General features: G+C 61.2%; 15 protein-coding genes. 1 reads left to right on the top strand and 14 read right to left on the bottom strand.

The features are described 5' to 3' along the window. Positions 1-15: 15 nt before the first annotated feature. Positions 16-753: a tyrosine-protein phosphatase gene (locus tag ACFX4T_RS15430; RefSeq protein WP_216922120.1), complete on the top strand. Its 738-nt coding sequence runs from the start codon at positions 16-18 to the stop codon at positions 751-753. A 134-nt stretch (positions 754-887) separates the two neighbouring features. On the opposite strand, the gene ACFX4T_RS15425 is transcribed toward ACFX4T_RS15430, so the two are convergent. The 14 genes from ACFX4T_RS15425 to ACFX4T_RS15360 all read right to left on the bottom strand — a co-directional run bounded on the left by ACFX4T_RS15425 (position 888) and on the right by ACFX4T_RS15360 (position 19,749). After that, positions 888-2,024, bottom strand: a complete 1,137-nt coding sequence (locus ACFX4T_RS15425; RefSeq protein ID WP_377652602.1) for a thioesterase domain-containing protein — start codon at positions 2,022-2,024, stop codon at positions 888-890. 106 nt (positions 2,025-2,130) lie between these two features. Then, positions 2,131-2,715, bottom strand: coding sequence for an orotate phosphoribosyltransferase (gene pyrE / locus ACFX4T_RS15420; protein WP_377652601.1), 585 nt, complete (start codon positions 2,713-2,715; stop codon positions 2,131-2,133). Between the two features lie 5 nt (positions 2,716-2,720). After that, a complete protein-coding gene (locus tag ACFX4T_RS15415; protein ID WP_377652600.1) occupies positions 2,721-3,746 on the bottom strand; it encodes a LacI family DNA-binding transcriptional regulator in 1,026 nt (341 codons plus the stop codon). Between the two features lie 159 nt (positions 3,747-3,905). Further along, a complete protein-coding gene (gene mmsB, locus ACFX4T_RS15410; protein ID WP_377652599.1) occupies positions 3,906-5,189 on the bottom strand; it encodes a multiple monosaccharide ABC transporter permease in 1,284 nt (427 codons plus the stop codon). A gap of 5 nt (positions 5,190-5,194) precedes the next feature. Next, a complete protein-coding gene (gene mmsA, locus ACFX4T_RS15405; protein WP_377652598.1) occupies positions 5,195-6,724 on the bottom strand; it encodes a multiple monosaccharide ABC transporter ATP-binding protein in 1,530 nt (509 codons plus the stop codon). 113 nt (positions 6,725-6,837) lie between these two features. Continuing rightward, positions 6,838-7,986 (bottom strand): multiple monosaccharide ABC transporter substrate-binding protein, encoded by a 1,149-nt coding sequence (gene chvE, locus ACFX4T_RS15400; protein WP_216922137.1) that lies wholly within the window; start codon positions 7,984-7,986, stop codon positions 6,838-6,840. Between the two features lie 347 nt (positions 7,987-8,333). Next, a complete protein-coding gene (locus ACFX4T_RS15395) occupies positions 8,334-10,598 on the bottom strand; it encodes a gluconokinase, GntK/IdnK-type (RefSeq protein ID WP_377652597.1) in 2,265 nt (754 codons plus the stop codon). Positions 10,599-10,605: 7 nt separating this feature from the next. Further along, positions 10,606-11,835, bottom strand: a complete 1,230-nt coding sequence (gene manD, locus ACFX4T_RS15390) for a D-mannonate dehydratase ManD (RefSeq protein WP_377652596.1) — start codon at positions 11,833-11,835, stop codon at positions 10,606-10,608. A gap of 138 nt (positions 11,836-11,973) precedes the next feature. Continuing rightward, positions 11,974-13,395 (bottom strand): glucuronide transporter, encoded by a 1,422-nt coding sequence (uidB, locus tag ACFX4T_RS15385; RefSeq protein ID WP_377652595.1) that lies wholly within the window; start codon positions 13,393-13,395, stop codon positions 11,974-11,976. A gap of 240 nt (positions 13,396-13,635) precedes the next feature. After that, complete coding sequence (locus tag ACFX4T_RS15380; protein ID WP_377652594.1) at positions 13,636-15,006, bottom strand: mannitol dehydrogenase family protein; 1,371 nt, start codon at positions 15,004-15,006, stop codon at positions 13,636-13,638. Beyond that, positions 15,003-16,409 (bottom strand): glucuronate isomerase, encoded by a 1,407-nt coding sequence (gene uxaC / locus ACFX4T_RS15375; protein WP_377652593.1) that lies wholly within the window; start codon positions 16,407-16,409, stop codon positions 15,003-15,005. Before uxaC ends, ACFX4T_RS15380 begins: the two co-directional genes overlap by 4 nt. A gap of 91 nt (positions 16,410-16,500) precedes the next feature. Next, positions 16,501-17,547, bottom strand: a complete 1,047-nt coding sequence (locus ACFX4T_RS15370) for a LacI family DNA-binding transcriptional regulator (RefSeq protein ID WP_377652592.1) — start codon at positions 17,545-17,547, stop codon at positions 16,501-16,503. Between the two features lie 120 nt (positions 17,548-17,667). After that, entirely contained in the window at positions 17,668-18,834 is a 1,167-nt protein-coding gene (locus tag ACFX4T_RS15365) for a Gfo/Idh/MocA family protein (RefSeq protein ID WP_377652591.1), read from the bottom strand. Positions 18,835-18,858: 24 nt separating this feature from the next. Beyond that, complete coding sequence (locus tag ACFX4T_RS15360; protein ID WP_377652590.1) at positions 18,859-19,749, bottom strand: sugar phosphate isomerase/epimerase family protein; 891 nt, start codon at positions 19,747-19,749, stop codon at positions 18,859-18,861. Positions 19,750-19,761 lie beyond the last annotated feature (12 nt).

The raw sequence follows: 19,761 nt of genomic DNA, 5'->3' as shown, positions 1-19,761 counted from the left end.
CAAAGGAGTCCCGTCATGGCTGTGCTCAACCTCCGTCCTCTGGCCGGTGGCCGGATACTGAGGGGGAGCCAACCGTTTGGCCTGGATGCTGCCGCGACATCTGGATTCCTGGCGGAGCACGGCATCCAGGCCATCATGGACTTGCGCAGCGAGCTCGAGCGGTCCTTCGTTCCGTGGCTGGTTTCAAACGGCTCCGCCCCTTTGAATGCAACCAAGCCCGACGGCGGTGGCGGGAGTACCGCCGTCGCCGCGCCCGGCGTCGAGCTCATCCACAACCCGTTGGATCCGAACGCTGTGGCGGGTTCGTTGCAGGCAGTGCAGACGCCGGAGGACCTGGGAAACCTGTATTTGGGCTGGATCCGCGTCCGGCCGGAGTGGGTTGCCGATGCCTTGCGTCCTGTCGCGGAAGGCAAGCGCACACTGGTTCATTGTTCATTGGGCAAGGACCGGACCGGCGTGGTCTCGGCGATCGCGCTCATGGCCGCGGGTGAATCGGACGAGGCCGTAGTGAAGGATTACACGGCCACCACGCGCAACCTTCCGAACCTGCTGCAGGTCATGGCCGAAACGTGGCGGCTCCACGTCCCCTCCACGCCCGCACAATATTTCAGCCCCGACCTCATGATCCTGCAGAGCCCGGAAGCGGCGATCCGGCATTTCCTGGTCGGCTTCGCGCGGGAGTTCGGAGACGCCCGCGGCTTCCTGCGCGAGGCCGGCCTCACCGCCGTCGAGGTTGACGCGTTGCGGGGTTGAAGCACTGGGGACTGAATAAGGCTTCCTGACCCTCTTTGACGCCGCGGGAGCCAAAAAACAACCAATTCACGCTGATTGCGGCCCCGAAAACAGTCAAACAAGGTCAGGAAGCCACGGCCCCAGCAACGCAAAACCTAGGCCGGCCGGATAACCCGTCCATTTGGCTCCTGGTAGGACGGCTCCTGGGGGGCAGGCGGCAGCGGTTCCAGCTCATTCTGGACCCGCTCCAACAGGGGCCGGTAAACATCGGCACTCCACTGCGGGCTGGCGTGTGCTGGCCGCGCACCCTCCGTGCTCAGCACGGGGAGCTTCATGTTCGCCGCGAAGACTTTGCTCCACCCCGCCCGCGCGGACTCGTAGTTGACCGTGTTGTCCTTGGAGTTGCCGAGGAATGCCATTTTGGCCGAGCCTATTTTGCCGGCGAAACGCAAGCCGTCGAAGTGGTAGATATACGCAGACTCCGTCTGGATCAGCACGCTGGACGGGGCGATCGGCGAGAGCTGCTCCAGGCTTTGGTCCAGGATCTGCCGCCAAGTGCGCTCGTCCTTGTGGACCACGCGCTCCCCCAGTTCGTAGCCGCCACGCAGGACTGACGGGATGCGGAAGCCATTCTCATAAAGGAACACCACGCCGTCGAACCAGCTCTGATCCAGCACATCAGCGCGGCTGAAGGGACTGGAATCCAGCACGATCAGCTGGGTCTCCACACCATGCAGCTCCAGCAGACGGGCGGCAACTTGCGTGGCGAGCATCCCACCGAAGCTGTGGCCATAGAAATACAGCTTCTCCAGCCCCAGTTCGCGCACGTGAAGAATGACTTCGCGGACGATCTCGTCAACGTCCAGGCCAAGGTTGGAATACCCGACGGCGGCAAGTCGGCCGCGCTGGTGCAGGGCAGGACGCAGTGAGTTCAGGATCCACTGTGCCTCTTCCCAGCTGGTTTTGTACCCGGGAAAGAGGATCCAACTGGCCTTGGGAAAGTAGAGATCCGAGTACGAATCCGGGACGCGGAGGATCTTGGTGGCGCGCCGCTCGGCCTGCACGCGCCGGGTAAACAGCATGTCTCCTGCCAACGCCAGCGAAACCCCTGCAGTGATGAGGAAGTTGCGTCGGGATGTCCGCTTTATCCGCGAAACGTTGGGCAGGATCCGAGCCCAGTCAGCCGGATCGGCAGCATCCCCTGAGACGGATCCGGGCATGGCAGAGCCCGCGCCCGGGAGGTTTTCGTTCACCTCCGGCGGAGCCTGGAGCTTCCCTACTTGAACGTCCACGCAGCTAGCATAGGCTTCGCGGGCACTGCCTTACAGCCCCGTAGTTTGTGCGCAGTTCCTGCCCCTAAAATACGCTTTTAGGGGCGTCGCCCTGTACACAAACTCCCTAGTTGAGGCCCAGTTCGTCCTTGCCGAAGGCAAAGAGGTAGGGCACGCCGGTTTCGGCTTCGATCTTCTCTTTGGCGCCGGTGTCCCGGTCCACGATGACGGCGACGGCAACCACCTTGCCGCCGGCCTTACGGACGCCCTCGACGGCGGTCAGTGCGGACCCGCCGGTGGTGGACGTGTCCTCGAGGACAACCACGTTGCGGCCTTCCACCGAAGGACCTTCAACCTGGCGTCCCATGCCGTAGGACTTCTGGGCCTTGCGGACAACGAATGCGTCCACAGCGCGGCCGGCGTCAGCGGCGGCGTGCATGACAGCGGTACCCACGGGGTCGGCGCCCATGGTGAGTCCGCCAGCGCACTCAACCGCGATCCCGGCGTCGTCGATCATAGCCAACATGACCTGGCCCACCAGTTTGGACGCCTCGTGATGCAGTGTGATGCGGCGGAGGTCGATGTAGTAGTCAGCTTCCTTTCCGCTGGAGAGGATCACCTTTCCTCGAACCACCGCCAACTCTTTGATGAGTTCAAGAAGGCGGGCACGGGCGGTGGCAGTGTCTGCTGCAGGGGTACTGGTGGAAGTCATGGCTTCTAGTTTAGTGGCGACCGAGCGGGGCTAAGCGCAGGGGCAGCTGTCGTTGAACGAACAACCAGCCTGGGATTCACGATCTGCTCCTCGTTGCCTGCTTCGCTATCCAACTGCTGGAGTACCGCGGACATGCAACGGCGGCCGAGTTCTTCAAAGTCCTGCTTGATGGTGGTCAGTGGCGGCAGGAAGAACGCAGCTTCAGGCTGATCGTCATAACCCACCACGCTGATGTCCTCGGGGACCCGCAACCCGGCTTCCTGCAGGGCGCGGAGGACTCCCACAGCCATTTGGTCGTTCGCGACGAAGACACCGGTGACAGGAGGCTGATCGTCGCGTTTGCGCTGTTCGATGAGCGCCAGGCCTGCTTCGTATCCCGAGGCCGCATCCCACCCCCCTTGGAGAAGAACGTGGGCCTCCAAGCCGGCGTTGCCAAGAGCCTCCTGCCATCCCTTGATGCGCTCAGCCGCGTCAATCCAGTGCGGCGGACCGGAAATGTGTCCGATGTGGCGATGACCGAGCCCGATGAGATGTTCCACTGCCAACCGCGCTCCCAAACGCTGGTTTAGTGAAGCACCCGTCAGTTGGTTCCCGGTTCCGCCGCCCACGGCCACCATGGGAAACGGGACGACGACGTCACGAAGGGCAGCAAGGACATCCGGATGCGGGACGAGGATGACTACCCCCTCCACGGATTGGTTGCGAAAATGGGTGATGGCGTCGTTGATGCTATCGCCGGTCACTTCGCGGAGGTTGGCGATGCTGACGAAATAGCCTGCTTCCCGGCCCGCCTGTTCGACTCCGAGCAAGGTGTTGGCAGGTCCGTACTGACCGGTTTCGCAGGCCAGCACGCCTATGGTCCGGGACCGTCGCGTCACCAGGCTGCGAGCCGCCGTGTTGCGCCTGTATCCAAGGCTGGCGATTGCCGATTCCACGCGTTCCTTGGTCTTGCCGCTGACATTGGGGTGGTTGTTCAGGACACGGGAAACGGTCTGGTGCGAGACCCCGGCCAACTTGGCTACGTCCCCCATGACGGGTGGCCTGTTCGGTGTTGCCCCGGGAGACATCCGCACCTCACTTTATGGATTCGTATGGCGGGCTTAGGCAGGATTGGCCCGCATCCGGTTCTTCACTCTGAGCAGGACAGCTCAGTCTCGGAGCGGGATGCGGGCCAATCCCAGGGGTTCTTGCTACTTGGCGTCTACCCGCTCAGGTTCAGTCTTGGCAGGCTTCGTAGCTTCGGTTGCCGGAGGCGTCGTCTTCCACTTGAAGCGGCGGCTGATCGAGGATCCTCCACCAGCACCCGTCCGGTTCTTGTTGAAGATGTCGAAGCCGACTGCAAGGAGGAGAACCAGGCCCTTGATGAGCTGCTGGTAGTCGGTTCCCAGGCCGAGGATGGACATACCGTTGTTCAGGACGCCCATGATGAGGCCACCGATCATTGCTCCCGCAACGGTACCGATGCCGCCTTGGACTGCCGCGCCACCGATGAAGGCGGCAGCAATGGAGTCAAGTTCAAAGCCGGTACCGCCTGCAGGCTGGGCAGAGTTCAGTCGGGCTGTGAACACCAAGCCGGCCAGGGCGGCGAGGACGCCCATGTTGACGAAGAGCCTGAACGTGACCTTCTTGGTCTTGATGCCGGAGAGCTCTGCCGCATGCAGGTTGCCACCGATGGCGTAGGTGTGGCGCCCGAAGATGCTGTTATTCATCAATGCCGAGTACAGGATCACGAGGACTGCCAGCACGATCAGCACGATCGGGGTTCCACGGTAGCTTGCCAGGAGGAACGTGATGATGAGCATGAGCACGGCAATGAAGCCGTTCTTGACCGCAAACCATGCCATCGGCTCGTTCTCAAGGTTGAACTTGCGACGGACCCGGCGTTCCTTGATGGCTTGGAAGAGGATGGCTGCGGTGCCGCCAACGCCCAGGATCACGGTCAGCCATTCCAGTACGGATGTGCCCCCGGAGATATCGGGGAGGAAGCCTCCACCGAGCGCCCGCAACTCGTTGGGGAACGGGGTGATCTGCTGGTTCTTCAGGGTGATGAGCGTCAGGCCGCGGAAAATGAGCATGCCGGCCAGGGTGACGATGAAGGCGGGAATGCCCACATAGGCAATCCAATAACCCTGCCAGGCACCCACGAGGGCACCCACCAGGAGACAAGCCGGGATGGCCAGCCACCACGCCCAGCCCCAATGCACGATCATCACGCCGGCAACAGCACCGATGAACCCGGCGATGGATCCGACGGAGAGGTCGATGTGGCCGGCGATGATGACCATCACCATGCCAATGGCGAGGATCAGGATGTAACTGTTCTGGACCACCAGGTTGCTGACGTTCTGCGGTTCAAGCAGGATGCCGTTGGTCAAGACCTGGAAGAGGATAACGATCAGGATCAGGGCGACGAAGATGCCAACCTGGCGGAGGCGGCTTGTGAGGAAGCCAAGGGATTCTCGTAGGGCGGACATGTTGGCTATTCCTTCTCTTGAGTCATAAAGTGCATGAGGGTTTCCTGGGTGGCCTCGGCAATGGGGACCTCGCCGGTGATGTGGCCCGCGGACAGCGTGTAGATCCTGTCGCAAATGCCCAGGAGCTCAGGCAGCTCCGAGGAGATCACGATCACGGCTTTCCCGGCGGCCGCGAGTTCATTGATGATCGTGTAGATCTCGAACTTGGCGCCGACGTCGATGCCACGGGTTGGTTCGTCCAGGATCAGCACGTCCGGATCCGAGAACATCCACTTACTCAGCACTACTTTCTGCTGATTACCGCCGGAGAGCTTGCCGGTGATGGCTGCCACGGACGGCGCCTTGATGTTCATGCTCTTCCGGTAATGGTTGGCGATTGTGGTCTCTTTGTTGCCATCAACCCAGCCACGTTTGGCCAGCTTGTTCAGCGCCGCCATGGAGATGTTCCGTTTGATGTCCTCAATGAGGTTCAGGCCATAATGCTTGCGGTCCTCGGTGGCGTAGGCAATGCCGTGGTCGATTGCGTCCGAAACGGTGGACGTGTCGATCTCTTCGCCATGCTTATAGACCTTGCCCGAAACGGCGCGTCCATATGTCCGGCCGAAAACGCTCATCGCCAGCTCGGTGCGGCCCGCGCCCATAAGGCCGGCCAGGCCCACCACTTCGCCCTTGCGGACATTCAGGTTGGCATTGTGCACCACAGTGCGGCTGTGGTCCTGGGGATGCTGAACGGTCCAGTCTTCAATGCGGAGGACTTCCTCGCCGATGTTCGGAGTGCGGTCCGGATAGAGGCTTTCAAGGTCACGTCCCACCATGCCGCGGATGATGCGTTCCTGGGTGATCTGGCCCTGATCCAGCCGCAGGGTCTCAATGGACTTGCCATCGCGGATGATGGTGACGGCGTCGGCCACCTTGCGGATCTCGTTGAGTTTATGGCTGATGATGATGCTGGTGACGCCCTGGCCTTTGAGGTGCAGGATGAGGTCCAGCAGGTGGTCCGAGTCTTCATCGTTCAGCGCAGCGGTTGGCTCGTCCAGGATGAGGAGCTTCACCTCTTTGGAGAGCGCCTTGGCAATCTCCACGAGCTGCTGTTTGCCAACACTGATGTGTTGGATGGGTGTGACGGGGTTTTCGCTCAGACCTACACGGGCAAGCAGCTTGGCGGCTTCGAGGTTGGTTTTCCGCCAATCCACCCAGCCGTTGTTTGCCAGTTCGTTGCCGAGGTAAATGTTCTCAGCGATGGAAAGGTACGGGCTAAGGGCCAGCTCTTGGTGGATGATCACGATCCCGCGCTTCTCGCTGTCCGAGATGCTGTTGAATTCGCAGGGTTCGTTCTCAAAGAGAATGTCGCCGTCAAAGGAGTTGTGCGGGTACACCCCGGACAACACCTTCATAAGGGTGGATTTCCCGGCGCCGTTCTCTCCGCAGATGGCGTGGACTTCGCCGCGGTTTACATCCAGGGTGACGTCCTGAAGGGCCTTGACCCCGGGGAAGGTCTTGGTTATTCCTCGCATTTGAAGAATGGGTACGTTCATCGTCAATTCCCACTGACTGGTTGGAACTTGGCCTGGCCGGGGATTCGGCCGGCTCATGGTGGGTTGTGGCCCCGCCCCGCTTTGGCAGCGGGACCACAACCCGAATCAAGTGCTTACTTGACGTCGGATTCCTTGTAGTAGCCCGAGTCGATGAGTTCCTTCTTGTAGTTGTCCTTGGTGATGATGACGGACTTCAGGAGGAAGGCCGGAACAACCTTGACCTTGTTGTTGTAGGTTTTGGTGTCGTTGGTTTCCGGTTCGTTGCCCTTGAGCACGGCGTCAACCATCTTCACGGCCTGCGCGCCGAGCTGGCGGGTGTCCTTGAAGATTGTGGAGTACTGCTCGCCGGCGATGATGGACTTCACGGAGCCCTTCTCGGCGTCCTGGCCGGTAACTACCGGCAGCTTTCCGGTGGAGTAGCCACCCGTGCTGGTCAGGGCGGAGATGATGCCGATGGAGAGGCCGTCATACGGGGAGAGCACGCCGTCCAGCTTGGTGCCGGAGCTGTAAGCCGAGGTCAGGATGTCTTCCATGCGCTTCTGGGCAACGGGTGCCTGCCAGCGCAGGATGGCTGCCTGCTCGAACTTGGTCTGGCCGCTGGGAACCTTCAAGGTGCCTGCATCGAGGTAGGGCTTGAGGGTGTCCATGGCGCCGGTCCAGAAGAAGTTGGCGTTGTTGTCATCCGGGCTTCCGGCGAAGAGCTCCACGTTGAACGGGCCCTTGCCTTCAACCTTCTTGCCACTTGCGTCCATGAGGCCAAGGCCGGTGAGCAGTGACGTAGCCTGCTGGACACCTACGGTGTAGTTGTCGAAGGTGGTGTAGTAATCAACGTTGGGCGTTCCGTTGATGAGGCGGTCGTAGGCGATGACCTTAACGTTCTGTTCCTTGGCCTTGGCCAGGACGTCCGTCAGCGTAGTGCCATCAATTGCTGCGATGATCAGGGCTTTGGCGCCCTTGGTCAGCATGTTCTCAATCTGGGAGACCTGCGTAGGGATGTCATCGTTGGCGAACTGAAGGTCCGTCTTGTAACCAAGGTCCTTCAAGGACTTCTCAACGTTGGCGCCATCGGCGATCCAACGCTCGGACGTCTGCGTCGGCATCGAAATGCCGACCAGCGAATCGCTGGGCTTGGCGGTGCTGCTGGATTCTGCAGCTCCTCCGCGGCTACCGCAGCCCGTGGCTCCCACGGTCAAGGTAAGGACAACCGCTACGGCGCCCAGGAGTTTCTTTAATCTCACGATGCTCTCCTTCCGCGGCAGCATTGCCGCGAACTCTGATGCAGCCGGAGCATCTGTGCGTCCGGCACGGTGAAGCTGGGGTGGCCTGTGTGCTGGGGGCGGCACATGCCACTTCAAAGTGATACGACAGCCATTGTGAACGCTAACAATACCGTGGGTCAAGTGGATTGGATCACAATTTGGTTATACCCCTACTCGGGAGTAATCCTTGCGGAAAATTCTTGACTTGAATCGTTGTTAGCGTTCACAATTGGCGCGCGTTCGCGTTACGTGGGAATGGAAGAGCCCGGCACCGCCTCGTGGGCAGTGCCGGGCTTCAGACGTTCCTCCGTGATGGCGGGGAGGAACTTGTCCCTGCTGGGAACAGGGAGTCAGAGGCGGGTATCGAAGGAATCGCAAAACACGTTCTGATTGAACGTTCCCTGGAATTCGGACTGGCCCTGGATCTTTTGGATGGTGCTCCGAATAGCCTCGAGTGAATCTGCATGCGCATGGATGGCGGTCTTGACCATTGGCACGTCGATGAGGTGGTTCGGCTGGTTCAGCGAAACAAATACAGTCGGAACTTCCGTGGCGTACCAAGGAATTTCAGCAGCCATGGGCGAGGACCACTTGATCCGGATAGAGGCCTGCTGAGCGAAGCCCTTGACGTTGGCGAATACGAAAGCAGCGTCGTACCGCTCCGCGTAGTCGCCTGTAGCTTCCTCGGACAAGACCCGCATGAAGTTCATGCCCGGCTCTCCTGCGGCCTTCCGCTGCTCAGCTGTCTTGAAGACGTGCACCTCAAAGCCGGCCGCTTCGAGTTCCTCCTTGACGGTGTCCAAATAGGCCAGCGGATCTGCGCGGGTGAAGTCCGCCCCGCCTGAGATCCCGTAAAGGCGGATGCGTTTGTGGGTCTCTGGCGTGATGGGCAGATTCCGGGACGTATCCTTCACCAGCGTGACGGTTTTATCGGCGACCTCGGCAGCGATCGCCCGGTGCGCCTCGCTGCCGATAACTTCCAGCGCGGCCACAGATGGCACCAGGTCTTGGCGGATGTGAAGGCTAAGGCTAGCCTTCAGCCCCAAGATCCTGCGCAGCGCATCGTGGAGGCGGGCCTCCGTGATGACGCCGGATTTGTAGCCGTCCAGCATGTACTGGAAGTCCTCGTCCGGATTGCGGAAGAAGAGGAACATGTCGCAGCCCGCCGCGATGGTAGCCGGCACCAAATCGCGCCGCTTCATCGCCTGCGTCAAACCGACCATGAGCGAAGCGTCCGTGAGTAACAGCCCGTTGAAGCCGAGCTCGCCCCGCAGGAGGTCCTGCAACAGTTCAGGAGCCAGTGTCGCAGGGAGCACCTCAGAGTCTGACAACCCGGGGCGGAAATGTCTGGACACCTCGGGCGCACCGATGTGTCCCACCATGATGGACTGCACGCCGTGCCCGATCATTTCGCGGTAAACGTAACCGTACGTCTTGCTCCACTCGTCATAGTCGAGCGTGTTGTAGGACGTGACCACGTGCTGGTCGCGCTCATCAATGCCGTCACCAGGGAAGTGCTTCACGGCGCAAACGGTGGGTGACTCGCTGATTCCGTCGAAGTACTCCTTAGCACGCTCCACCACTATTTCCGGGGTATTGCCGAACGCCCGGGTGGAGATGACGGTGTTACGCCAGTTGTAGTGGATGTCCACGATCGGCGCGAACGCCCAGTTACAGCCCAGCGCGGCAGTTTCGACGCCGGCAACCTGGCCCATTTGCCGGGCGATTGCCTTGTCCGCGTGTGAACCTGCCTGCAGGTGCGTGGACACGAAGGTGCCGTCGTCGCAACTGCCCGCTCCACCCATCTCGGGGTTGGAAGCGATGAGCAGAGGGATGCGCGTTTTGGACTGCGCGTAACGGATGTGTTCCTGGACAGCCGCTGACGGGCCGGGCCGGTACCGCATGCCGCCCACGTGGAATTTCTCCAGCACGCCGTCGAGGTACTCCGGGGAGTAGTCGTTGTTGTGGTTGATGAAGAGCTGCCCGATCTTCTCTTCAAGCGTCATGGAAGCGATGGTGTTCTCGACCCATTCCACAGCACCGCCATCCAGGTTGAACGGTGCTGCTTTCAGGTCCACCAGGAACGGCCCGGACGCAGGTTCAGCATGTCCGTTCAAAGCGAGGGTCACTTCATCCACGATCTCCTCCACGGATAAGGCGATATCCATGACGAGTCCGGCTTCGTCGTCCTGCAAAGGCTCCAATGTTGCCAGTTGCGAATCCAGCAATGACGGTGGCATGAAGTGTCCTGGGCGTGCGTTCATGCGTTCATCCAACAACTCCCGCGCCCCGTGCAGGTGCACGAACACCACGGATGGATCGCCGCTGCGGATGATGTCCCGGTAGGCGCGCTTGAGCGCGCTGCAGGCAATCACCAGAGCAGAGTTCGACGCCGTGAATCGCCTCCCGATTTCGGCCAGCCAGGGTGCACGGTCCTCATCGTTCAGCGGAGTACCCGAGGCCATCTTGTCGATGTTCGACTGCGGGTGCAGCGAATCGCCGTCGACAAATTCAGCGCCGAAGTGTTCGGCGAGGGCGACACCGATGGTGCTCTTGCCGCAACCCGCTACACCCATCACCACAATGTGGGGGCGCTGGTTCAGATCACCAGTCATGTCCGCCTTACCAGTCATGAACAGTGCCGTCCACGAGCCGGTTGTAGGGCAGGTAAGCCTGCTGGTACGGGAACGCCGCGGCGGCTTCCTCGTTGAATTCAACGCCGATGCCGGGCTCGTCCCCGGGGTGCAGGTATCCGTCCTTGAACGTCATGGACTGCTGGAAGACCTCGTTGGTCTTGTCCGAGTGCTGCATGTATTCCTGGATGCCATAGTTGTGGATCGCCAGGCCAACATGCAACTGGGCAGCGAAGCCCACAGGCGAAATGTCCGTGGGGCCGTGGAAGCCGGACTTGATCTGGTACTGCGCGGCAAAATCCATGACCTTCTTCAACGGGGAGATACCGCCGAAGTGGGTGGAAGCTGCACGAACGTAGTCGATCAACTGTTCCTTGATCAGGGTCTGGAAATCGAACACCGTGTTGAAGATTTCGCCGATCGCCAGCGGCGTGGTGGTGTGCTGGCGGACCAGGCGCAGGCCTTCCTGGTTCTCGGCCGGCGTGCAATCCTCCAACCAGAACAGGTCATACGGTTCCAGCGCCTTACCGAGCTTCGCGGCCTGGATCGGGGTCATCCGGTGGTGGCCATCGTGCAGCAACGGGATCTCCGGGCCGAACTCGTTCCGGACCGCTTCGAACACCGTGGGCAGGTGCCGCAGGTACGCGCGGGTGTCCCAATCCTCCTCCAACGGGAAATTCCCACGCCCGGCAGGCTCGTAATCGTACCGTTCCCCCGAGGCCTGGGCCTGCGCGGCAACACCGTACACGGCCTTGATCCCCGGGACAGCGGTCTGGATCCGGATCGACTTATACCCCAGTTCCAGGTGCTCCCGCACCGAATCGAACAGGGACGGGATATCCGAACCCGACGCGTGCCCGTACGCGCGCAAACCGTTGCGGGACGCACCGCCTAACAGCTGGTACACCGGCATCCCGGCGACCTTGCCCTTGATGTCCCACAACGCCATGTCCACCGCAGCAATCGCCGCCATGGTCACCGGACCACGGCGCCAGTAGGATGACCGGTACAGGAACTGCCAGGTGTCCTCGATCCGGTGTGGGTCCTTGCCGATCAGCAGCTGCGCCACATGCTCCTTGAGGTAGGCGGCAACGGCGAGTTCCCGGCCGTTGAGCGTTGCGTCGCCAATGCCCGTTACACCGTCCTCCGTGGTGATGCGCAGGGTGACGAAGTTGCGGGATGGGCTGGTCACGAAGACGTCAGCGGCAATGATTTTCACAGCTTTTCCTTTCGGGATGTGGCCGGTTTGAAGCCTTGGCACCCGCTTCGCTGCGATGTGCGCCACAAGGGATTAAGTACGATTTTAGATTGGATTGCAGTAACTGGCAACCGGTTGCCGCACATATTTGCGGGAGTTTCAGCTTCCTGACGCTCCGCCGCGGGAGGCGGCATTCGCCACGCGTTCCGGACTGCCTGCCGAAGCCTGACCTAAGCCGGCAGCTTCTTGCTCGTTCACGCGCCGCGCCCGGATCTCGCCCACAATATGGGCATGCAAAACGTCGGTGAGCTTGTACTTGGCCATCACCACGATGGCCAGGAGGGTCATGATGGCAGGCAGCGCACCGGCGGCGAACTGAATGCCGTGCAAGGCTTCAGCGCTTTGAGTGGCGCCGGACTTGTATCCTCCGACAGCGAGGCAATAGGCAGCGAGCGCCCCACCGACAGCCTGGCCGGTTTTGCGTGTGAAGGAGAACAAGGCATAGGTGATTCCCTCGGTGCGCACCTTGGTCTTCCACTCTCCGTATTCCACGGTGTCAGCCTCCAGCGCCCACACCACAATGTTGACGGCCATGACGCCTATCAGACTGACCACGAGTCCTAAGAATCCCACCCAGACCATGGATGAGGGCGACAGGAAGACGATGATTCCACCCACCATGGAGAGCCCGCCAGCGGCGATGTACACATTCTTCTTGCCCAGCTTGCGGACCAGCCTCGGCATCAAGGGTGCCATTGCCAGCGTCACGACGAGCTGGATGATGGCCAGCACCGGGTAGAGATCCAAGCGGCCCAGGAAGTCACGCAGGTAGTAGAGCTGCACTGACGACAAAGCCATGCCGCCGGTCAGGAAGAGGAAGGAACTCAGACACAGCATGAGCAGCGGCCGATTGGCCTTCAGCGTATCCATGCTCTGCTTGAAGGATACATTCGGCACGGACCGGTGGACGCGTTCCTTGGCAGTAAGCACGGTGAAGAAGTAGAGCGCAGCGCCGATCACCACGAAGGCCAGCGTAATCGTAGTGAACGTCGACTGAAGATCCGCCCCGGGCTTAATGAGCGGCGCTACGAAGATTCCGAGTGCCGACCCCACCAACAGCCCACCAACCGTCCGCGCCGAGCCCAGCTTTGCGCGGTCGCCCGGGTCCTGGGTGATGGCACCGGCCAGGGAGCCATAGGGGATGTTAACAAGGGAGTACGCCAGGCCCAGTGCCGCGTAGGTGACATAGGCGTACAGCAAGGTGCCCGTTTCGCCCAGTTGCGGTATGGAGAACGTGGCCACACTCAGGAGCAGCAACGGGATGGAGCCGAACATGATGAAGGGCCGGAACTTGCCAAATCGCTTGCTGTAGCTCCGGTCCACCATGCGTCCCGCGAAAACATCGGCGAAGGCGTCAAAGACGCGGACCACCAGGAGCAGCGTGCCTGCTGCAGCGGCGGAGATGCCCGCGACGTCGGTGTAGTAGACCAGGAGGAACATGGTGGCGGTGGTGAAGGCCAGATTGTTGGCGGCATCGCCGGCGCCATAGCCGACGATGCTGAGTTTGCTGAGCTTTTTCAATGCGGACTCCTTTACCCTTCGCGTCATTGCGGCCCGGGTCGGCTCAACAGTTTGGATCACTGGAATCTGAGGCCCGGCTTGTGCAGCTGTTGTAATTCTAATCACTTTGGCAAGCATCTGGCAATCGGTTGCCGCAATTTTTCCTTGAAACTTTTACCAACTTCACGCGTTATCGGCGTTAAACAGCAGCGACCAGGGCCCCGATACAGAGGGGCCCGGGTCGCTTCGTTTTGGCGGTTCCTACGCCGCGGTCCCTGAAACTCGGGCGTTGGCGGCGGAAACACAGTCTGTACTGAGTCGATGGACAAGTTCAACTACGGCAGGTTCACCGGCAAGTCCTGCGTCAAGCAGCGCCACGAGTGCTGCAGTACGCTCAATGCCGGTAAGCATGTTCGCCCCGGTCACAGCCTCCGACTCCGGATCCTGCAGACCAGGATTCGCTGCCACGAACGCCGCCCAAACGGCAACCATTCTCGCCGCCGCTTCACCGCTGCGGCCCGCAGACCGTTCGGCCTTCAGTACGGGGATTGCCCGCATCCTGAGCTTGGTGCTTGCGTCTGTGGCGATCTGCGCCAAATGGTGTGCGATCCTCGAGTTGCCAAATCGCTCCAGTAATGCAGCCCTGTATTCGGGAACCCGCAGCTCGTCACCGGAAAGGTGCCGGGATGCTTCGTCCCAGAACTCCTCCACAGCTTCACGGCAAATGGCATCCGCCAGCGCCTCGGCCACTGTGGTGTGTCCTCGCAGCTGGCCCGCATAGGCCAGGATCGAGTGCGCGCCGTTGAGGAGCCACAGCTTGCGGTTCTCGTAGGGCTCGATGTCGTCCACGAAGACCGCTCCAGCGTCTTCCCAGCGCGGACGACCGACCGGAAACTCTCCGCAGAGCACCCAGTTGTGGAACGGCTCGGTGACCACGGGCGCCAGGTCCCGGTATCCGCACGAAGCCGCAACGGCGTCGAGGTCTGCCTCAGTGGTGCGCGGCGTAATCCGGTCCACGGAAGTGCTGACGAAGCTGACGTTTGACTCGATCCAGCCGGCAAGTCCGGAGTCGATTGCCTTCGCAATGTCCAGCACCCCGTGGCGGGCGACATTCCCGTTATCCGAGAGGTTGTCGCACGAGACAACGGCGAGCGGTCCGGCGTCGGCGTCCCTTCGGGCGGCGAGACCGAGAACCAAGCGGCCCAACGGCGTCGTCGGTTTTTCACCGGCAAGCAGCAGCGGTACATCGTCCGCGCCAAATCTGTACGCAGCTTCCGTGATAGTCAGGGTGACCACGGCAGTTTGTGATGCGCCAAGCAGTTCAACCAAGCGATCCACGTTGGCACCATCAACAGCTTCCACAATGCTTCCCACAACTTCAAAGGAGTCGCCGGAATCCGATCGCTCCACCACCGTGAACAGTCCGTCCTGTACTGCGAGGACTTCGGCGGCGTCCGGGCGACGGCCGGTGAAGGAGGCGATGCCCCAGTCACCAGCATCTCCGGCGTGCTGCGTGTACCAGGCTTGGTGTGAACGGTGAAACGCGCCGAGGCCAAGGTGCACGATGCGGATTGGCGCCTTGCCGGCGGCCGAGGTTCCGCGGCTGAGACACGGTTGATTCGCGGCTGTCACAGCTTGAACACCCTGCGTGGTGAGGAGTCGACGACGTCGAGAATCAGCTCATGTGCGCGGTCTTCCGTGACGCGGTGCTCGGCGACGAGACGCGCAAGGAAGGATGCCTCGATCCTGCGTGAGGCGTCATGCCTTGCCGGGATTGAACAGAACGCGCGGGTGTCATCGATGAAGCCCGAGGACCGCGAGAATCCGGCAGTCTCGGTGACGGCGGAACGGAAGCGCAACATGGCATCCGGCGCATCAAGGAACCACCACGGCGCGCCGATGTAGACGGAAGGGTAGAAGCCGGCCAGCGGCGCCAGTTCGCGGGAGAAGACGGTTTCATCCAGCGTGAAGAGCACCAGGTGGAAGTCCTTTGCCGTGCCGAAATCCTGCAAAAGCGGGCGGATGGCCTCGGTGTAGTTCACGGCGAACGGAATGTCGTGCCCGGTGTCGGCGCCGAAGGACTCGAAGGTGGGACCGTGATGGTTGCGGTACGAACCAGGGTGGATGGTCATGACCAGCCCGTCCTCCACCGACATACGCGCCATCTGGTACATCATGTGGGCCTCGAAGGCGTCGCGGTCATGAGCCGTGGCCTTGCCTGCACGGCCCCGCTCGAAGATCGCTTCAGCTTCTGCGGCATCCAGCTTGAGCGTGGCCGGCGTCCGCACGCCATGGTCAGCGGATACCGCGCCATGCTCCACGAAATAACGACGGCGGTTTTCCAGGGCAGCGATGTAGCCGGCGTAGCCCGTTGCGCCGTCGCCCGCGGTTTCGATCAGCCTGTCTACGTTGGTGCTCCAGCTTGGGTGCGCCACGTTGAGGTAGGCGTCAGGACGGAAGGTTGGCAGGACACGGCCGTTGAAGCTGGGGTCCTCGGTGAGGGCCTTATGGCTGGCCAGGTTGTCCAAGGGGTCATCTGTAGTGGCAAGGACTTCAATGTTGAAGTCCTTGAAGAGTTGCCTTGGACGGAAGTCCGGCTCCACCAGCTTCGCGGCGATCGCATCGTAGCTCGCATCTGCGGGCATGTCGCTGAGGTCTGATCCGAGCTTGAAAACGTCGTCGAACTGGGTGCGCAGCCAATACCCGGAGGCGGTCCCCTCGAACAGCGGCCAAGCCTCCACGAACCGCCGCCAAATCTCCCTTGAATCCGGCGCGGAGGTGGCGGCGGCCAGCAACTGGTCCATCGGAACACCGTTCGCGTGGATCAGGCGGGTGACGTAGTGGTCCGGGCTAACCAAAAGGGCCGAGGGATCGGGGAACGGCGTGTTCTGCTCGATGACAGCGGCGTCAACGTGGCCGTGCGGAGAAATGATGGGCAGGTCCTGGACGCGCTCCAGCAAGGAGCGCGCGATGCTGCGCGTCCCGGGATCTGCGGGCAGGAGCCTGTCAGGGTGTGCGGCGATGGACTGTGACATAGGTCAATCTTGAGGCTCGCCCACCTTGCTTGTCAACCGGTTGCCAAAAATTGCCAACTAGTTGCTGTCCAGAGCTTTCTGCAGATGCTGGTTAGCCCAGGAGTCTCCCGCTGGAGCCGCGCACCACGAGTTCGGTTTCCACACTCACGGCTTGCTCCGGGGCATCATGGCCCTGCAGCACGTCCAGCAGGATGGTCACCGCACGCCTGCCGCATTCTCCCAAAGGTGAACGCACGGTGGTCAGTGCCGGGGTGGTGAAGTCTGCCCCGAAGATGTCGTCGAAGCCAACGATGCTGATTTGGTCTGGAATGCGCATGCCGCCGGCCTGCAATTCCTGCATCAGGCCGATGGCCAGGAGGTCGTTGTAGGTGATGACCGCCGTCGCACCGCTTTCCAGGACCTCGCGCGCAACTTGCCTGCCGCCGTCGACGGTTGGTTTGGACGATTCCAAACGGAGGGCGCCCAGCTTGGACCACTCGCAGGCAGCTTTAACGCCCTCCCAGCGGCGGCCCGTCATCCAAGACTGCTCAGGCCCGGCAACGTAGGCGAGACTGGTGTGCCCATTGGCTGCCAGGCTGCGCACGGCCTCGCTGATGCCTTTGTTAACGTCTGGAACAACGCACGGGACGCCGTCGATTTTGCGGTTAATAACCACGACGGGCTTGTCCACTGAAAGGGCCCGGATGTGGTCGTCGTCCATGCGGGGGCTCGCCAGGATCAGTCCGTCGACGGTGCTCAACAGGCGACGAGCCGCGGTGGCTTCGGTCTCAGGCGACTCAGCGGATTCGGCCAGGACCAGCGTGTAATCGCGAGCTGATCCGGTGGTTTCGGCACCACGGATGATGTCGAAAAAGGTGGGGTTGGTGATGTCCGCGACGATCAACCCGATAGTCTGCGTACGGCCGGTGGGGAGCGCGCGGGCGAACGGGTTTACTTGGTAGTTCAGCTGCGCAGCCGCGTCCTCGATAATTTTCTGCGTCTTGGCACTGACCCTGCCCGGCTTGCTGAGGGCACGCGACACCGTGGACGGGTTCACTCCCGCGAGCTTGGCGATGTCGTAGATCGTGGCGGAGGACTTTTCCCCCCGGCCACGCTTAATGGGTGCGGTTGCTGCTCCGGTGCTCGTCACGTCAGTCACCGCTTCATCCTAGACCGCTTGGCAACAAAATCGGCCGGTTGCCAACGAGGAACGCGCAAAACCCGGCGGGATGTGAGAGGAACGGTCTGTCCGAATACTCCCTCACATCCCCGGCAACCTCTAAGAGCGCTCGGGGAACTTGCCCTCTTCCGCGATGTGCTTGTTGAGCTCCTGCAGGAATTCATCCTCGTCAAAGTCCAGCGAGACTTCCTTGCCGGTCCAGCTGGAGAGGTGGATGGCATTGGCCAGGCGGACTCCGTTGATACCGTCCGAGCCCGGAGCAAGCAGAGGAGTGCCGTCAAGGATGTTGGCCGCAAAGTTCTCCAGGACGCCGGCGTGCTGGCCGCCCCACGCAGACTCGAACTCGATGACCTCCGTGGAGTACAGCTCCTCGCGGTTCAACTGGCCCATGAAGAGCTTCCGGACATCATCCATGCCCATGGAATCGCTGATTTCACGCTCGGGTTTGACCAACCGCGTAACGGTTGCGGTCTTGCTGTTTTCGACCACGATCTTGCCTTGGTCGCCCAGGATTTCAAACCTGTCGGTTCCAACGATGTCGTGGGTTGCCGTCACGAAAACGCCGGTGGCGCCGTCGCCATAGTCCACGACCGCAGTGACCTCGTCCTCGACCGCGATGTCCCGGCGGAAGCCGTAGGCCACCTTGGAGTAGACAGACTTGGGGACGCCGCAGATCCACTGCCAGAGGTCCAACTGGTGCGGAGCCTGGTTGACCAGGACGCCCCCGCCCTCGCCGCCCCAGGTGGCTCGCCATTCGCTGGAGTTGTAATAGCCCTGCGGCCGCCACCAGTTGGTGATGATCCAGTTGGTGCGGCGGATGCTGCCGATCTCGCCGCCGTCTACGATTTCCTTGAGCTTCTTGTAGAGCGGGTTGTTGCGCTGGTTGAACATGATGCCGAAGGTCAGTTCGGGCTTGGTGGCTGCGAACTCGTTCAGCTCCTTGACCTGTTTGGTGTAAACGCCGGCCGGTTTCTCGACCAGGGCGTGAATATTCCGTCTGAGAGTCTCAATTCCGATTTCCGGGTGCAGGAAGTGCGGAACGCAGGTCACCACAGCATCCACAGATCCGCTTTCCAGCATGGCGATGTAGTCGTCGTAGAACGGGACGCCCGGATACTCGGTTGCCGCTAGTTCCTGCTTGGCGGGATCGATGTCGCAGATGGCACCGATCTCCATGTTCGGAACCAGCCCGTCTTTGATGAATTTGGCGTAGGCGCCGCCCTGCTGGCCCAAGCCGATGATGCCGAGACGTACCTTGTTACTCATGAAGATGTTCTCCTGTTTGAAAATCTAGAAAAGGTCCCCGTGGCCCATGGCCACCAGGTTGTCGTATGAAGTCTGGAGCGCGTCCCACACCGTGCGGCCGTACAGTTCGTCCTGTTCGACCAGCAAGTACTGTGCCCCGGAAGCAACGGCAGCAGGCACGATCGACGGGAAGTCCAGGTTTCCCTCGCCTACCTCAGCGAACTGGACTACGTTTTTGAACTCGGCCATGAACGCCGGGAAGTCGCCTCTCTCCAGGAGCTCGAAGGCAGTAGCCGGCATCTGGCCGATCCTGTAGTCCTTGAGGTGCACCATGGCAGTCTTGCCGGCGTACTTTTGGAGGGTGCGGACTGGGTCCAGGCCACCGCGCTGTACCCAGTGGACGTCGATTTCCATGCCCATGGCCGGGGAGTTTTCCGCGATGATGTCCAACATGTACTTGCCGTCGAACTTCGCGAATTCGATGTGGTGGTTGTGGTAGTACAGGCCGATGCCTTGCTCCTGCAGCCGCTCAGCGTAGCCATTGGCTTGCTTGGCGAATTCCACCACGGCTTCCAGTGATTTCATGGCCGGGAATGGCAACATCCCGATGCGCAGCAGCGACGAATCGAGGCGCTTGGCATCATCGACGATCTTGTCGAAATTGTCCGCGAGCGACTCGACGGGCATGCCCTTGCGGCCTTCCACATTCACGGAGAGGGCGGCAATGTCCATGCCCAGCTCAGACCGCGAGCGGGCGAGCTCGTCCACGTTCTCGGACGTCATGGGGATCTGGGAAATCTCAACCGCGGTGTACCCGATTGCGCTGACTTTTCGCAGGGTCTCGAACGCTCCAACTTCGGCAAAGCTGTCCTTCAACATCATTGCCTGTACGCCTATTTTGGCCACTTTTTCCTCCGGGATTCCGGCCGCGATCATGGGCCGTTTGGG

This window comes from Paenarthrobacter sp. YIM B13468 (genome assembly GCF_042788025.1).
Classification (GTDB): Bacteria; Actinomycetota; Actinomycetes; order Actinomycetales; family Micrococcaceae; genus Arthrobacter; species Arthrobacter aromaticivorans.
Note: the sequence above shows the minus strand (reverse complement) of the source record. Positions and strands in the feature narration are given on the sequence as shown.

What these genes read in the sequence shown, in the direction of transcription:
- ACFX4T_RS15430 (WP_216922120.1), top strand. Translation starts at nt 16, where the DNA reads ATGGCTGTGCTCAACCTCCGTCCTCTGGCCGGTGGCCGGATACTGAGG.
- pyrE (WP_377652601.1), bottom strand. Translation starts at nt 2,715, where the DNA reads ATGACTTCCACCAGTACCCCTGCAGCAGACACTGCCACCGCCCGTGCC.
- ACFX4T_RS15415 (WP_377652600.1), bottom strand. Translation starts at nt 3,746, where the DNA reads ATGGGGGACGTAGCCAAGTTGGCCGGGGTCTCGCACCAGACCGTTTCC.
- mmsB (WP_377652599.1), bottom strand. Translation starts at nt 5,189, where the DNA reads ATGTCCGCCCTACGAGAATCCCTTGGCTTCCTCACAAGCCGCCTCCGC.
- mmsA (WP_377652598.1), bottom strand. Translation starts at nt 6,724, where the DNA reads ATGAACGTACCCATTCTTCAAATGCGAGGAATAACCAAGACCTTCCCC.
- chvE (WP_216922137.1), bottom strand. Translation starts at nt 7,986, where the DNA reads ATGCTGCCGCGGAAGGAGAGCATCGTGAGATTAAAGAAACTCCTGGGC.
- ACFX4T_RS15395 (WP_377652597.1), bottom strand. Translation starts at nt 10,598, where the DNA reads ATGACTGGTGATCTGAACCAGCGCCCCCACATTGTGGTGATGGGTGTA.
- uxaC (WP_377652593.1), bottom strand. Translation starts at nt 16,409, where the DNA reads ATGTCACAGTCCATCGCCGCACACCCTGACAGGCTCCTGCCCGCAGAT.
- ACFX4T_RS15365 (WP_377652591.1), bottom strand. Translation starts at nt 18,834, where the DNA reads ATGAGTAACAAGGTACGTCTCGGCATCATCGGCTTGGGCCAGCAGGGC.
- ACFX4T_RS15360 (WP_377652590.1), bottom strand. Translation starts at nt 19,749, where the DNA reads ATGATCGCGGCCGGAATCCCGGAGGAAAAAGTGGCCAAAATAGGCGTA.